At 61.8% G+C, this 14,606-nt stretch carries 16 protein-coding genes and 1 pseudogene; 8 read left to right on the plus strand and 9 right to left on the minus strand.

The annotated features are described in order from the left end of the window. From MMS95_RS15170 to pqqE, 3 genes and pseudogenes are all read left to right on the plus strand, one after another. Positions 1 to 302 (plus strand): annotated as a pseudogene (locus MMS95_RS15170) (pyrroloquinoline quinone biosynthesis protein C); the annotation flags it as partial. Beyond that, positions 302 to 580, plus strand: a complete 279-nt coding sequence (pqqD, locus tag MMS95_RS15175) for a pyrroloquinoline quinone biosynthesis peptide chaperone PqqD (protein WP_103085264.1) — start codon at positions 302 to 304, stop codon at positions 578 to 580. The pseudogene MMS95_RS15170 and the gene pqqD, both read left to right, overlap by 1 nt. After that, positions 573 to 1,709, plus strand: coding sequence for a pyrroloquinoline quinone biosynthesis protein PqqE (pqqE, locus tag MMS95_RS15180; protein ID WP_242141876.1), 1,137 nt, complete (start codon positions 573 to 575; stop codon positions 1,707 to 1,709). Before pqqD ends, pqqE begins: the two co-directional genes overlap by 8 nt. Before the next feature lie 65 nt (positions 1,710 to 1,774). On the opposite strand, the gene MMS95_RS15185 is transcribed toward pqqE, so the two are convergent. From MMS95_RS15185 to MMS95_RS15205, 5 genes are all read right to left on the minus strand, one after another. Further along, a complete protein-coding gene (locus MMS95_RS15185; RefSeq protein WP_242141878.1) occupies positions 1,775 to 2,395 on the minus strand; it encodes a hypothetical protein in 621 nt (206 codons plus the stop codon). 113 nt (positions 2,396 to 2,508) lie between these two features. Continuing rightward, complete coding sequence (locus MMS95_RS15190; protein WP_242141880.1) at positions 2,509 to 3,684, minus strand: hypothetical protein; 1,176 nt, start codon at positions 3,682 to 3,684, stop codon at positions 2,509 to 2,511. After that, a complete protein-coding gene (locus MMS95_RS15195; RefSeq protein WP_242141882.1) occupies positions 3,681 to 4,967 on the minus strand; it encodes a hypothetical protein in 1,287 nt (428 codons plus the stop codon). The genes MMS95_RS15190 and MMS95_RS15195 overlap by 4 nt, the downstream gene beginning before the upstream one ends. 53 nt (positions 4,968 to 5,020) lie before the next feature. Next, positions 5,021 to 5,545, minus strand: coding sequence for a cytochrome b561 (gene cybB / locus MMS95_RS15200; protein WP_099981845.1), 525 nt, complete (start codon positions 5,543 to 5,545; stop codon positions 5,021 to 5,023). 278 nt (positions 5,546 to 5,823) lie between these two features. After that, positions 5,824 to 7,425 (minus strand): ABC transporter substrate-binding protein, encoded by a 1,602-nt coding sequence (locus tag MMS95_RS15205; protein ID WP_099981836.1) that lies wholly within the window; start codon positions 7,423 to 7,425, stop codon positions 5,824 to 5,826. A gap of 174 nt (positions 7,426 to 7,599) precedes the next feature. On the opposite strand from MMS95_RS15205, the gene MMS95_RS15210 reads away from it, so the two are divergent. After that, positions 7,600 to 8,181, plus strand: coding sequence for a flavin reductase family protein (locus MMS95_RS15210; RefSeq protein ID WP_049242861.1), 582 nt, complete (start codon positions 7,600 to 7,602; stop codon positions 8,179 to 8,181). On the opposite strand, the gene MMS95_RS15215 is transcribed toward MMS95_RS15210, so the two are convergent. Beyond that, positions 8,178 to 8,558, minus strand: a complete 381-nt coding sequence (locus MMS95_RS15215; protein WP_004940645.1) for a helix-turn-helix domain-containing protein — start codon at positions 8,556 to 8,558, stop codon at positions 8,178 to 8,180. The two genes, MMS95_RS15210 and MMS95_RS15215, sit on opposite strands and share 4 nt — an antisense overlap. An 84-nt stretch (positions 8,559 to 8,642) precedes the next feature. On the opposite strand from MMS95_RS15215, the gene MMS95_RS15220 reads away from it, so the two are divergent. Next, positions 8,643 to 9,410: an NAD(P)H-dependent oxidoreductase gene (locus MMS95_RS15220; RefSeq protein WP_085336581.1), complete on the plus strand. Its 768-nt coding sequence runs from the start codon at positions 8,643 to 8,645 to the stop codon at positions 9,408 to 9,410. Here MMS95_RS15220 and MMS95_RS15225 read toward each other — a convergent pair. Then, entirely contained in the window at positions 9,407 to 9,655 is a 249-nt protein-coding gene (locus MMS95_RS15225; protein WP_004940639.1) for a hypothetical protein, read from the minus strand. The genes MMS95_RS15220 and MMS95_RS15225 overlap by 4 nt on opposite strands. A 194-nt stretch (positions 9,656 to 9,849) precedes the next feature. Between MMS95_RS15225 and MMS95_RS15230 the strand changes: the two genes are divergently transcribed. From MMS95_RS15230 to feaR, 3 genes are all read left to right on the plus strand, one after another. Beyond that, on the plus strand, positions 9,850 to 10,254 hold the full coding sequence (locus MMS95_RS15230) for an Exc2 family lipoprotein (RefSeq protein ID WP_033634055.1): 405 nt from the start codon (positions 9,850 to 9,852) through the stop codon (positions 10,252 to 10,254). A 107-nt stretch (positions 10,255 to 10,361) separates the two neighbouring features. Next, the gene (locus tag MMS95_RS15235) at positions 10,362 to 11,003 is read left to right on the plus strand and encodes a protein disulfide oxidoreductase DsbA (protein ID WP_015376779.1); all 642 of its coding nucleotides are present in this window, start codon (positions 10,362 to 10,364) and stop codon (positions 11,001 to 11,003) included. Between the two features lie 138 nt (positions 11,004 to 11,141). Then, the gene (gene feaR, locus MMS95_RS15240) at positions 11,142 to 12,041 is read left to right on the plus strand and encodes a transcriptional regulator FeaR (RefSeq protein WP_103086028.1); all 900 of its coding nucleotides are present in this window, start codon (positions 11,142 to 11,144) and stop codon (positions 12,039 to 12,041) included. Between the two features lie 33 nt (positions 12,042 to 12,074). Here feaR and MMS95_RS15245 read toward each other — a convergent pair whose 3' ends face one another. Further along, positions 12,075 to 13,574, minus strand: coding sequence for an aldehyde dehydrogenase family protein (locus MMS95_RS15245; protein ID WP_099981839.1), 1,500 nt, complete (start codon positions 13,572 to 13,574; stop codon positions 12,075 to 12,077). Positions 13,575 to 13,733: 159 nt separating this feature from the next. Next, positions 13,734 to 14,372, minus strand: a complete 639-nt coding sequence (gene leuE / locus MMS95_RS15250; RefSeq protein WP_004940625.1) for a leucine efflux protein LeuE — start codon at positions 14,370 to 14,372, stop codon at positions 13,734 to 13,736. Between the last annotated feature and the right edge of the window lie 234 nt (positions 14,373 to 14,606).

Raw genomic sequence — 14,606 nt, forward strand, 5'->3', positions numbered from 1 at the left:
AGATCCACCAGTCGCGCCTCGACAGCTGGCCGCAACACTACCCGTGGATCGACGCTGCCGGTTACGACTATTTCCGCAGCCGCCTCGGCCAGGCCAACCGCGACGTGGAACACGGCCTGGCGCTGGCGCTGGACTATTGCGACACCGTAGAAAAACAGCAGCGCATGCTGGAAATCCTGCAGTTCAAGCTGGACATTCTGTGGAGCATGCTGGACGCCATGAGCATGGCCTACACCCTGAACCGCCCGCCTTACCACAGCGTGACCGCCGCGCGGGTCTGGCACAACCAGAGGCTGGTGTAATGACGCTGAACCCTGAACACACCCCCGTATTCCGCCGTGGCTACCGCCTGCAATGGGAGCCGGTGCAAAACAGCCACGTGATCCTCTACCCGGAAGGCATGGCCAAACTGAATGACAGCGCCGCCGCCATCTTGCAGCTGGTCGACAGCCACACCACGCTGAACGGCATCATCGCGCAGCTGAACGCCCGCTTCCCCGGCGCCGACGGCTTGGCGGACGACGTGCTGGAGTTTTTCCAGCGCGCCTACGAACAAAAATGGGTGACCTTCCGTGACTGAACCACGTGCGCCGGCGGTGAATCCGCCCCTCTGGCTGCTGGCGGAGCTGACCTACCGCTGCCCGCTGCAGTGTCCGTACTGCTCCAACCCGCTCGATTTTGCCGCGCAGGAAAAAGAGCTGACCACCGCGCAGTGGATAGAGGTGTTTCGCCAGGCGCGGGCGATGGGCAGCGTGCAGCTCGGCTTCTCCGGCGGCGAGCCGCTGGTGCGTAAAGACCTGCCCGAGCTGATCGCCGCCGCGCGCGATCTCGGGTTTTACACCAACCTGATCACCTCCGGCATCGGCCTGACCGAGAAAAAGCTGCAAACCTTCGCCGACGCCGGGCTGGATCATATTCAGATCAGTTTTCAGGCCAGCGACGAAACGTTGAACGCCGCGCTGGCGGGCTCCGCCAGGGCGTTTCAGCAGAAGCTGGCGATGGCCAGGGCAGTCAAGGCGCTCGGCTACCCGATGGTGCTCAACTTCGTGTTGCATCGCCATAATATCGGCCAGATCGACCGCATCATCGAACTGGCGATCCAGCTGGATGCCGACGACGTCGAGCTGGCGACCTGCCAGTTTTACGGCTGGGCGCACCTGAACCGCGAAGGGCTGCTGCCGACCCGCGAACAGATCGCCGAGGCAGAAGCGGTGGTGAAACGCTATCGCGAGCGCATGGCCGCCGACGGCAACCTGGCCAACCTGCTGTTCGTCACGCCGGATTACTACGAGGAGCGGCCTAAAGGCTGCATGGGCGGTTGGGGCGCCATCTTCATGAGCGTGACGCCGGAAGGCATGGCGTTACCCTGCCACAGCGCCCGTCAGTTACCGATTACGTTTCCGTCGGTGCTGGAGCACGATCTGCAGCATATCTGGTACCACTCCTTCGGCTTTAACCGCTATCGCGGCTATGACTGGATGCCGGAGCCCTGCCGGTCCTGTTCGGAGAAAGAGCAAGACTACGGCGGCTGCCGCTGCCAGGCGTTCATGCTGACCGGCAACGCCGACAACGCCGACCCGGTGTGCGGCAAATCGCCGCACCACGGCACCATTCTGGCGGCGCGTGAAGCGGCGAATCACTCGCAGATCGGTATCGATCAGCTGCGTTTTCGCAATCAGACCAACTCCCGACTGATCTTCAAGGGATAGCGTGGTGCTGTCTTCACTGAGATCTGCCGGAACGGCCTTTTGAAAATTACGCCACGGTCTAACGCTTAAGGCAGCACCCTGACTTCGCCGTGCTGCAAGGTCAGTACTGCGATAGGGCTGCCGGAGAAGCACTCCTTAAAGAGCCAGCCGCTGGGCCGAAACGCCGCTGCGGGCAGCCCGGCCTGCCACTCCTCCCACTGCGGGGTCGGCTGATCCGACGGCAAAGAGAAAGAGACCAGCCAACCGGCTTCGCAGTGCGCCCTTTGGCCGGTTGGACGGGTGAAGGTATGCGCATCTGCCAGCTCCATCACCGGCGGTAAAACCTCAAAAGCGATGATCGACACGCCGGCCACGCTTTGCGGCTGAGGGAAGCGCACGGCGGTTACACCGTCCATCGTGATGGGGCTGTCTTCGGTGCCGGGCTGGCGCGGCTCCTGCCGGTTTATCCAGCTTCCCTTTGGCAGGGTGATTTCGCCGAACGGCCTGGCCGCCTCGAGCGTCAGGTAGCTGCGCCGATTCCAGCGTTCTTCCGCCCGCTGGCTCTTGAGATCCTGGATGGCAATGTCGATCAGCATCAGCGCGAACGCTACCGGGTAGATCGCCAGCGCCGAGGCCAATAGATAGCCGCCCCAGGAAAGCGGCGGGCGCGGGCGGCCGCAGCGGGCGGCCGCAGCGGGCGGCGGCATATCGCCAGCCCCACCAGGCGAGCAGGATGCCGGCGAGCAGCAGGGCCAATAACAGCGCCAGCAGGCCGGCGACGCCGGCGCCATAACCTAACAGCATGGCAAGTTCCTTATGTTCACGGCGTGGTGGAGCGATAGCGAATGAAGTAGGGCAGCGCCGGGGTCTCCCCGTCATCGCCATAGTGGCTTTCCGGTTCGATCACGGTTTGGCGTGCGTCGTCGCGCCCGTTGTAGCGGTACTCCAACGGCTGTCGGTAGCGCACTTCGGATGAACGCAGATTGAAAATCAGCGAAAGACGGGCATCGCCGTTATCCGTTTGGGCGACCAGCTTATCGTTGCCCGCCCAGAGCTGATACAGCGATTTATCGCCGGTCTCCAGCAGCACCTTCAACTGCCCGTCGGATTGATAACGCAGAAGCTGATACAGTCCTCTGTCCAGCGTTTGGGCGATCAGGTAGATGCCGCCGTCCGGGGCCTGCGCGCTTTCCTCCACGCGCACCAGCAGCCAATGCAGTTCAATCACCTCGCCGGTTTTACCGTTAACGGCGATGTGTAACGCGCCGGATCCGAGCACCGGGTTCATCCAGAAATGCACGCGATCGCCATCAACGGCGGTGAAGATCTCGGGTACGGATTTGCGCTTACCGGAGGCGTAAGCCGTCGGTGAGTCCTCCTCGCCGCGCTCAAAGCCCAGCAGTTGCCGCGCGTCCAGCAGCGCCGGCAGATCCAGCGTCTGCCGCCAATGGGCGCCGAAGTCCGGGCTGTAAAATACGCCTTCGGTGCTGATGAGATACAGCGCGCGTTTTCCCGGTTGCGCCACCAGTTTGCCGCCGACAAAGGAAGGCCGGTTGTCGTCGCCCTCCGGCCAGGGGATCAGCGCCCCGATGGTTCCCCGTTGCACATCAACCAGCCTGCGGCCCTTAGAGAGAAAAAGCACGCACTCCTGCTCGCCGCAAACCGCATCGTGGATCAAGTCGTCGAGTTCCCCCAGCATCTGTAACCCTTTTGGGCCGGCAAACAACACCTGGCTGAGATAGTTGGCCGCCCAGCCGTAAAAGCTATTGTACGCGCGGTCTTCACTTCTTTTGCTGGTGAGCAGCAGGGCGCCGTCCTGCGCCGGGTAGCTGTGGATGAGATCGTAACGGGCTATTGTCGGCAACGCCTGGTCGCCCTGAGTCCATTGCCACTGCGCATAGCGTTGCTCAGGGGCGAGCAAATAGACGCCCAGCGCGCTGGCCAAAAACAGCGTCAGGATAATAAGGGGTCTTTTATAAAGCGCTAACGTCATCATTTCAGCTCCGTCACCTGAGCCTGCCGCCATAAACTGCGGCGCAGATTTCGCAGGTATTTAAACGTTTTAAACGTGCGGTGCTGGTCAAAAGAGTACAGGCGGCAGATCTGGGCGAACCCCTCGATCAACAGCGCCAGGCCGCTGACCATCAGCATCAGCAGCAGAATAATCGGCGGCAATTCGCTGCCGAGACGCTTCAGGGTCCAGGCATCCAGGTGAAAGCCGGCCGGGGTATCGGCGTTATCCACCACCATCATGCCGAGTACAAAACACGCCACGATTGCCCCAAAAATGAAGACAACGCGCGCGCACAGGTTAAGGCCGGCTTCGGTGAAGTAGCGATTGCCGCCGATGAGATAGGTTTGGCGATCGCGATGATTGATGATCCCACGCACTTTGGGCAACTCGGGAATGACGTCGTTCTCGCAATACAGCACCTGCAGCGGATCGCCTTTAGCGATGAAAAGCGGATGTTGCCGACGAAATACCGGGTGCAGTTTGGTATTGGGGACATTGAGCGCGCGGGTCGTCAACGCGAAGTGCGTCTCCTTCTGACGCCACGCATACGTATCCAAATACTGCATCTGCCGCGGGATCTCATAGTGGCAGAGTTCGTAGTTCAGGGCGTTGACCGTCTCGATGCCAGAGGTCTCGACGCCGTCCGGGAGGGGGGGCGCGGTCTGCAGCGGTGCGGTCGCCGGCACAGCGTCTGCGCGGACGGCCCGGTATTTGATGCCGGGGATTTTCAGGCTGAGCGAGCCGGGCGGCGTGACGTCTTGCCCCAGCAGCACGCGATCCAGCGCCCGGAGCAGGCGCCTGCGGCCGCGGTGCCCGATCAGCAGGAGCTCCGAACCGACGAACAGCGCCATGCCGATGCCGATAAGGCCGGCGATGATGGCGATAAAGAACAGGACGATGGTCAGCCAGGAATCTTCCCCGTCCATGATGAAAAAGGCCGCCGGGAAACCGCCGGCCAGCACCGCGCCCAGCAGCAGCAGGGCGAAGTATTTCAGCTTGTATTTCAGCGTTCTGTCAGGCTCCAGCCGGCCTTTCGTGCCGTGCAGCAGCCAGTGCAGCCAGTAGCTGCCGTCTTGCAGGCGGTGGGCACCGATCTTCACCCGATCGCCGGCGGCGAGCCTGGCCAGCAGATTTTCGCTGTCGCTGAAGTCGTCGCGGTAAAAAAAGAACGTCTGGCCGGAGGCGATGATCCTCACCAGATTGTCGGGCGCCGTCTGCTGGTAGGCGCATTGTTCGACGGTCACATTAAAAAATTGGGTTTGCATGTCATTCCCTGTCAGTGGGCGTGGCCCGAAAATTCATCCCTGGCGCCGGGTATTCAGCGTTTTTTCATCAGCGGCAGCATGCGCCCCAGCGCATTGTCCTTGACGATATAGTGGTGGAACAGCGCGGCGGCGGTATGCAGGCCGATCAGCCAGTAGCCGAATGACGCCAGCGTTTTGTGCCAGCCGATAATCATTCGTGCCTGCGGCCGATCGGCCACGTCGGCGAACGGCATCGACAGGCCGAACAGATACCACTCCTTGCCGCCCAGATAGCGCGAATACACCCCCAGCACTGGCAGCGTCAGCAGCAGCAGGTAAATCAGGGCGTGCGTCAGGTGCGCCAGGCCGGTTTGCCACTTCGGCGGTTTGGGCGCGATGGCGGGCGAGGGGTAGCGCCAGCGCAGGAACAGACGGGCGATCATCAGCGCAAACACCGTTACGCCGCAGCTGAAGTGGGTGACAACCAGCGCGTACCAGGGGGCGCTGCCCGGTTCGGCATAGCCGCGCAGCTCGATGGTGACACAGGTGATGACCAGCAGGATCGCCACCAGCCAGTGCAGGCGAATTTGCCACGGCATGTAGGTGTTCTGCACCGGGTTACCTTTTGATGTTAAAGGGTCTGTGTGCCAATGGTAACTAAATGTTACAGGCGAGGAAAGCGCCTGCATGCAGTTTAAGCAAAATGCCAGGGATTACGCCGCTTATTAAGCTATGAATTTAGTGGGTTAAGTGCCTGGCGACAGGGGAGGCAGTTAGCATCGTAAGTTGTGAAGTTAATGCGCGGTAGGTTCAGAGGCTGGCAGCTTATTAAGCGATGAGGCGGGTAGCGCCGCAGCTCTCGCCGCGGCGCCTGGGATCAGTTTAATTTGGCCTTGGCGAAGTCGCTGCCGTTCACGTCCACCACGTAGCCGCTCAGGTTGCTGCGGGTGGCGTAGAACACTTTGCCGGTGGCCAGCGGCAGCCACGGCGCCTGTTTGGCGAAGATCACCTGCGCCTGTTGATACAGCCTGGCGCGCGCCTGCGGCTGGTTCTCCTGGATCGCCTGCTGGATCAGGCTGTCATAATCCTTATCGCACCAGCGCGCCACGTTGGCGCCGCTCTGCACGCCGGCGCAGCCGAGCAGGGTGGCGAAGTTATCCGGATCGCCATTGTCGGACACCCAGCCGTACAGTGCGCTCTGTTGCTCGCCTTTGCGCAGCCCGGCCAGATACTGGCCCCACTCCCAGGTGACGATCTTGGCCTTCACGCCCACCTTCGCCCAGTCGCTCTGAATCATCTCGGCGATGCGCTTCGAGTTCGGGTTGTAAGGGCGCTGTACCGGCATCGACCAGATGTCGGTCTCAAAGCCCTGCTCCAGCCCGGCTTGCTTCAGCAGTTCGCGCGCCTTCTGCGGATCGTAGGCGTACTCCGGCAGTTTATCGTTGTAGCCCAGCATGCCCGGCGGCAGCAGCGAGTTGGCCGGGGTGCCGCTGTCTTTGAACACGGCGGCGACGATCGCTTTCTTGTCTACCGCGTAGCTCAGCGCCTGGCGCACCAGCAGGTTGTCGAACGGTTTTTTCTGGGTGTTGAACGCCAGATAGCCGACGTTCAGCCCGGTAATGTCGTGCAGTTGCAGGTTGTCGTCGGCCTTGATGGCGGCGAATTGCTCCGGCAGCGGTGCCGGGATGATCTGGCATTCGTTGGTTTTCAGCTTGGCCAGCCGGGTTTGCGGATCCGGCGTAATCGAGAAGATCAGGTGCTTGCTGGCCACGTCGCCCTGCCAGTAGTGCGGGTTGGCGATGTAGCGGATCAGCGAATCCTGCTTGTACTGCTGCAGCGCGAACGGCCCGGTGCCGATCGGCCAGTTGTCGACGTATTCCGGCGTGCCCTTTTTCAGCATCGCGTCGGCGTACTCGGCGGACAGGATCGAGGCGAAATCCATCGCCCAGTCGGCGACGAAGGCGGCGTTGGGCTGGCTCAGCGTGAAGCGCACGTGGTGCTCGTCCACCGCTTCCACCTTGGTGATCAGCTTATCCAGGCCCATGTCGGTGAAGTATTCATAGTTGCCGCCGGAGACCTTGTGATACGGGTTGGCGGGATCCTTCTGCCGCATCACGGTGAACACCACGTCTTCGGCGTTGAAGTCGCGCGTTGGGGTGAAGTATTTGTTGCTGTTGAATTTCACGCCCTGGCGCAGGGTGAAGGTGTAGGTCTTGCCGTCCGGGCTGACGCTCCACTCGGTGGCCAGCGAAGGGGCGGGCGTTTTATCGCTTTCGCGCAGCGTCACCAGGCGGTTGTACAGTACCTGCGAGGTGGCGATAAAGGTCGGCCCGGAGCTGGAGAGCTGCGGGTTGAACGATTCCGGCGAGGCGACGGTGCAGTACACCAGCGCATCGGAAGCGGCCAGCGCGCCGCCCGCCGACAACAGGCCGCAGCCGGCCAGCGCCAATCCGGCGATAGGGTGTTTTAAAAACGTCAAGGCAAGATCCTCAGGTGGAATGAGCCGTTACCGGCGAATTGATTTAACTATAGATAACGGATGGCGAGATGGGGAACAAGCGCCTCATCGGTGCATTCTGTGCGCCCCGCGTTGCCTGCCATTGCGGCGCAGATCTACACTGCTGGGCAAACAGTCACTCGCAAGGATTTCCCGATGAGCCACTTTCGTCCTGTCGCCCTCGAACACGCCAGCCGCCTGCTGAATCACGGTCCGACGGTATTGATCACCAGCCGCAGCCATGACGGCGCCAAACGCAACGTGATGGCCGCCGCCTGGTCGATGCCGGTGGAGTTCAGCCCGCCGCGCATCGCCATCGTGGTGGACAAAGGGGCGCATAGCCGGCAAATGATCGAGGAGAGCGGCGCATTCGGCATTTGCGTGCCGGCGGCGATGTTCATCGACGCCACCTACGCGGTGGGCAGCGTGTCCGGGCTGGATGAAGACAAATTTTCCCGTTTCCATATCGCAGCGACGCCGAGCGCCACGCTGCAGGTGCCGCTGATCGAACAGGGCTGCGTGGCGTGGCTGGAGTGTCGCTTGCTGCCGGAAAGCGGCGCGCAGGAAAAATACGACACCTGCTTCGGCGAGGTGTTGAGCGCGGCGGCGGATGAGCGAGTGTTCCAGCAAGGGCGCTGGCACTTCACCGCCGCCAATGCGGATCTGCACACCATTCATCATCTGGGGGCGGGCAACTTCGTGCGCATCGGCGAGACGCTGCGGGCCAAACCGCTTTAATCGGCCTCGCGTTTGCGGTCTGCATCATAGCGCTCGCGGGCGGCGTCCAGCTCGGGGAAATGGTATTCCGCCCACTTATCCAGCGCCGTCAGCGTCTCGACCAGCGAGCAGGCGACGGCGCTGAGGCGGTATTCCACATGGGCCTGATTCTTTTCACTTAAATCCAGCCGCTCGAGTAGCCCGTTGCGTTCCAGCTGGCGCAGCGTTTGCGTCAGCACCTTCTGCGAAATGCCGTCGATGCGGCGCAGCAGCTCGCCGTTGCGCATCGGCCGCTGCGCCAGCGCGGGCAGGATCAACATTACCCACTTGCCGGAAATCAGCGCCAGCGCATCGCGCGCGGAGCACTTGCTCGAATAGACGTCGCCGGGATAAGCCATTGGGGGTTACCTTCAGGTGCGTAATTGCCAAGGGGGCGATAAAGCCACAGCATAACAGCACCACCTTACAACGGGAGAAACAGGATGAACGTGCTGATTGTGCTGGCTCACCCCGAGCCGCATTCTTTCAATGCCCATTTGGCCGAACAGGCGCGGCAGGCCTGGTTGGCGCAGGGGCATCAGGTGAAAACGGTCGATCTGTATCAGGAGGGGTTTGATCCGCGCGAGGGCGCCGGCCACTACCCCAGCAGAAAGCAGGCGGACCGGTTCGATGCGATGCAGGAGCAGCGCCATCACTGGACGATCCAGGCGCTGCCGGCGGAGATCCGGCGGCATATCGAGCTGCTGAGCTGGGCGGATACGCTGGTGCTGCAGTTCCCTTTCTGGTGGTTCGGCGCGCCGGCCATCATCAAGGGCTGGATGGATCGGGTGTTCGTTTACGGCGGGATCTACGACAGCCGCCACCGCCATGAGAACGGCGTGATGCGCGGCAAGCGGGCGCTGCTGACCGTCACCGCCGGCGCTTCCGCACAGGCCTGCGCGCCGGACGGGCGCGACGGCGACATGCGGCTGATGCTGTGGCCGATCATGCATGCGCTGCACTATATCGGCTTTAGCGTGCTGGAGCCGTTCCTGGTCTATGGCGTGCGCGGCGGGCTGGCGGGCGAGGAGCGGCAGGCGCAAAACGCCGCGTTGGCGCAGGTGACGCAGGCGTATCGGGCTGGCTTAAGCGACCTTGCCGCCTGGCCGGCGGTGCCGTTCAACCGTAATGAAGATTTTGACGCCGATCTGGCGCTGAAGCCCGGCGCGCCGGTCTACAGTCCGTTCGTGCGGCACCGAGATCCGGCTTAGAACCCGGCCTTCAGCAGTTCCTCGCGCAAATCGTCGATAATCGCCGGTTCGATGTCGGGGAACTGCTGCTGAATATCGGCGATGGCTTCGGCCACGCTCGGGCCGGCGAAGGTGCCGGAGAAGGGCAGCAGCGGCAGATTCGCGTCGCTGTCCGGCAGTTCACCGCGGATGGTGCCGGTGATCATGCCCGCTTTTTTTTCCGCCGTGAGGTCGTACTCCCCCACGCTTTTGTCGATCGGTTTCATTGGCCGCCTCGCTGTCGGTGAGTGTTTACCCTGTTCTGTTAAAGCATAGTGTTTCAGGCAATGAATACCAATCAATGTATATAATATTAATATAAAACAAAGTGATGCGTATTTTTGTCGTTTGACGTTCACCGGGGGCTGGCGCTATGCTCTTGGCGCTAAAGGAACCTTCCTCACTGACAGGGACAGACGACATGAAAAGACTGAAAAGCGCGGCGCTGCTGTTGCCGCTGTTGGCGCTCAGCGCCTGCACTCACTCCCTCAGCAGCGCAGAGCAGCATGCCAAACACTACGTTTATCAAACCCGCGACGACTTCGATCCGCAATTCCGCACCGATGTGAACGGCAGCATTAAAAACGCCGTGCCGATGTTCGAACAGTTCTATCAGCAGGGGAAAAAGGATCGCGCGGCGGGCGTGGCGCGCAGCGAAGCGCAGAAAAAGGCCGACTACCTGGCCAGCGCGGAATTTCAGCAGAACATGCAACACAAAACCATTTTCATCAATCGCGCCTACAGCAGCACCGACAATCCTAAACGCCGCCAGGTGCTGTCGCAGGAAGCGGTAGGCGCCTATTGGGACGGCTACGAAGGGCGCTGACTTAATCCCACATAAACAGAAGGTAATAAAAACTGGCCTTCTGGCGGTTATTTGATTATAAAAACCGCCGCTAAGGACGATGTTCATAGAAGAAACCAGGAGTGTTTATGTTGGCAAAAGTTAAGCGTTCGTTCGCCGCCGCCGTCGTATTGATGTTGGCGCTGCCCGCGGTGCAGGCCGCGGATTACCGTGCGGGCGAGCAATATACCCGGCTGGATAAGCCGGTGGCCGCCGCACCGGCGGTGGTGGAGTTTTTCTCCTTCTACTGCGGGCCTTGCTATCAGTTCGCCGAAACCTACCGCGTAGGCAGCACCGTGGCGCAGGCGCTGCCCGCCGGTGAGAAAGTCACCAAATATCACGTCAGCCTGATGGGCAAACTGGGCAATGAGCTGACCGAAGCCTGGGCGGTGGCGACGGTGCTGGGCGTGGAAGACAAGATTGAAGGCGCGATGTTTGACGCGGTGCAGAAACAGCGCGCCGTCAACGGCGCCGACGATATTCAGCGGGTGTTCACGGCGGCCGGCATCGATGCCGCCACCTACGAAAACGCGCGCCACAGCCTGCTGGTCAAAGGATTGATCGCCAAGCAGAACGAAGCGGTGAAAGCGTTCGAGGTGCGCGGCACCCCGTCGTTCTACGTGGCAGGCAAATACAAGATAGATAATGCCGGCATGGCCAGCACCAGCGTCGAAGGTTACGCCAAAGAGTACGCGGCGGTGGTGCGCCATCTGTTGGATACGCAGCCTTAAGGCGATGCCTCCCCGGCGCCCGGTGATCTGTGATCGCGGCGCCAAATCCCCCGCTCGCCATTGATTGTGTGTTAACGGATTGTTATGGTGTTTTTCTGTTCAACGGCGCAGCACCGCTGCTGTTTGAAGGGAGAGATCATGACGGCATTGGCAACGCTCCGGGACGTCGGCTTTGAAGAGTGGCTGGGGAAAATCAACACCGCCTGCGGCCGATTCTGCGCGAAAACGTTGGGGCCCGGCTTTCGCGGGGCGATGCAGGAGTTTCGCGCCCATGCCCTGCGCCTGAGTGTGGTCGACGTGTCTCAGGCCCGGTTGTACCGCACGCCGCGTGAGATCGCCCGCAGCGACGGCGCGCACTTTTTCACCGTCATCCAGCTGCGCGGCAGCGCGTTGATGGAGCAGGGCGATCGCCAAACGCTGCTCTCCCCCGGCGACATGACGCTGATCGATGCCTCACGGCCCAGCAGCTTCACCTTCCAGCGCGATTCGTGCCAAATCTCCCTGTTGTTGCCGCGCGGCTGCCTGCCGCTGCCGCCGCCTGGTGCGCAGCGTCTCGGGGCCGAGCTCAGCGCGGTGCGCCTCAGCCGCCAGCTGGTGCTGAGCAGCATGCAGGATCCTCAGCTCGCCGCGGCGGAAAGCGAGGCGGTGCTGAATGCGCTGGCGGCGCTGCTGCGCCCGGCGTTGGCGCTCGAACAGGCACGTCCGGAGGGGCAACAACCGGTCTTCGACAAGGCGCTGGCGTTGATCGACAGGCATATTCAGTCGGCGCAGCTGCGCCCTGAGTGGGTGGCGGCCGAGTTGGGGGTGTCGCTGCGCAGTCTGTATCGGCTGTTCGCCCGCCAGGGGCTGGTGGTGGCCCAGTACATCAGGAACCGCAGGCTGGATCTGTGCGCGCAGGCGCTGCGCAGCGCCGCCGGGCAAGAAAAGCTGGCCGGAGTCGGCCTCGACTGGGGCTTCGCCGATCACAGCCATTTCTCGACCGCTTTCAAGCAGCGTTTCGGCATGTCGCCGAGCGAGTACCGTCGGCAGTATCAGTAAGTCAGGGCGCGGGCCAGGCCCGCGCCGCTTCACTCAATAGCGGATGCAGACCGATTTCGACTCGGTGTAAGCGTCCAGCCAATCCGGGCCGAAATCACGGCCGCTGCCCGACTGTTTGAACCCGCCGAACGGCATGTTCGGGTCGATCAGCGTATGGGTGTTGACCCACACGGTGCCGGCCTGAATGCGCGGCGTCAGCGCCATCGCCTGCTGCAGGCTGGTGGTCCACAGGCTGGCGGTCAGCCCGAAGTCGGTGTCGTTGGCCTTGCTCAGCGCTTCTTCGGCGCTCGCCACCCGGATCAGGTTGACCACCGGGCCGAACACTTCCTCGCGCGTCAGGTTCAGCCTATCGTTCGGGTTGATCACCAGGGTCGGCGGAATGTAGAAGCCGTTGGCGTCCGGCCCGGCCGCGCCGCCGATAAGCTCGGCGTTTTTCGCCCGGGCGTCGTCCAGGTAGGCCGCCACCTTGTTGCGGTGCGCGAGCGATACCAACGGGTTGATTTGCGCGCCGGTATCCATCCCCGGCCCGACCGACAGCGATTTCACCGCCTGTTCGAATCCGGCCACCAACCGATCATAAATCGGCGCTTCGATATAGATTCGCGAGCTGGCGGCGCACACCTGCCCCTGGTTGAGGAAGCTGCCGAGCATCAGGCCTTCGATCACCTGCTGTGGATCGGCATCTTTCAGCACGATGGCCGGGTTTTTGCCGCCCAGCTCCAGCGTCACGCGGGTCAGGCGATCCGCCGCCGCGCGCGCGATGCTTTTGCCCACCGGCGTGGAGCCGGTAAAGCTGACTTTGGCGATCAGCGGATGTTCGGTCAGCGCCTTGCCGCACACGGTGCCGCGGCCGGTGACCACGTTGAACGCGCCCGGCGGCACGCCGGCTTCGCTCGCCAGTTCGGCCATGCGCAGCAGGGTGAGCGGGGTGGTTTCCGACGGCTTGATGACGATGGAGCAGCCCGCGGCCAGCGCCGGCATCACTTTCCACATGCCGATCATCAGCGGGAAGTTCCAGGGCACGATGCCGGCGACCACGCCGATCGGCTCTTTGCGGGTATAAACCTGATATTTGGCGCCCGGTGGCATCGGAATGGAGACATCCAGCGTCTGGCCGGTGATTTTGGTCGCCAGCCCGGCGGTGTAGCGCATCCAGTTCAGGGTGCTGCCGACTTCGAAGGCGCGGGCGATGTTGATGGATTTGCCCTGCTCAAGGGTTTCGAGCTGCGCCAACTCTTCGGCGTGCTGCTCCACCAGATCGGCGAAGCGCAGCAGGATGCGCTCGCGCTCTACCGGCAGGCGCTGCGCCCAGACGCCTTCGCTGAAGGCTTTGTGGGCGGACTGCACCGCCAGCGCGACGTCGTGTTCATTGGCGTCGGCGGTGGTGGCGATCTGCTGCCCATTGGCGGGGTTGTACACCGCCAGGCGGCCTTCCGCGGCGGACGCGCGCCACTGGCCGTCGATATACAGCCCATGCTGACGATCGAGAAAACGCGACACGCTATCCAGCACGGCTACGGTATTGTCAGACATACATCCTCCGATCAGGCTCATCAGGTTATCGTTAACCCTGAGAGTCTAGATCAGCGGGAAAGCGGCGGCTTTGGTCTGCCTGACATTCGGTTTGTCCTGCGTGTCATTTTGCCGTGACGGGAGAGTAAACCGCGGCCGGCGGGCGCCGGCCGGGAGGGATCACGAGCTCAGGGTCGCCAGACGGGTGGCGAAACCGAGGAACAGCAGGCCGATCAGGCCGTTGCCGAGCTTCGCCAGGCCTTTCTTGTGGTTGAAGAAATGCGCCAGCATCGCGCCGGAGAAGATCAGCGTGCTCATGTAGATAAAGCTGACGGCTTCGAGGATCAGCGCCAGAATGGTGAACGACAGCCCGGTGTGCGCGTAGTTGAAGTCGATGAACTGCACGAAGAACGACACGTAAAACAGAATGGCTTTCGGGTTGGTCAGGCTCAGCGTCAGCGACTTGCGCAGAATGCTGTGGCCGCCTTCAATTTGCTGCTGTTGCGCCTGCGCCTTCTGCACGAAGGTGGCGTAGAGGATTTTTGCACCGAGGAACAGCAGGTAAATCGCGCCGAGAAAACGCACCAGGGTAAACAGGAACGGCGTGGTGCGGATCAGCGACGCCACGCCGATATAGGCGCAGAAGATCAGGATCGCATCGCCGATAAACACGCCCAGCGCCGCGGTGTAGCCGGCGCGCACGCCGCGCGATATGCCGGTTTTCAGCACGTACAGCGTATTCGGCCCCGGCAGAATGATGATGAAGACCACCCCGGCCAAATAGGTCCATAGATTCAGGACGCCAAAACTCTCTAACACAATAACCTCTCCATGCGCGCAACTAACAGGCAAAAACACTGGCCACGCCCGTGACCGGCCGCGATCCTAACGCCGTGCAAGCGGGTTGGCAACGTAATAAACTTCATGTTGTTGGTTAAAAATTGTCGAAACATTGTTGAAAACGTCGGCATCGAATTAAAAAGCAAGAGTCGGCGTGTTTCGCCAACGGCCCGTCACTATGCTGGTTAACATCGAAACCGCAGTGAGGAACGG

This window comes from Serratia sp. PGPR-27 (genome assembly GCF_022678525.1).
GTDB classification, from domain to species: Bacteria; Pseudomonadota; Gammaproteobacteria; order Enterobacterales; family Enterobacteriaceae; genus Serratia; species Serratia nematodiphila.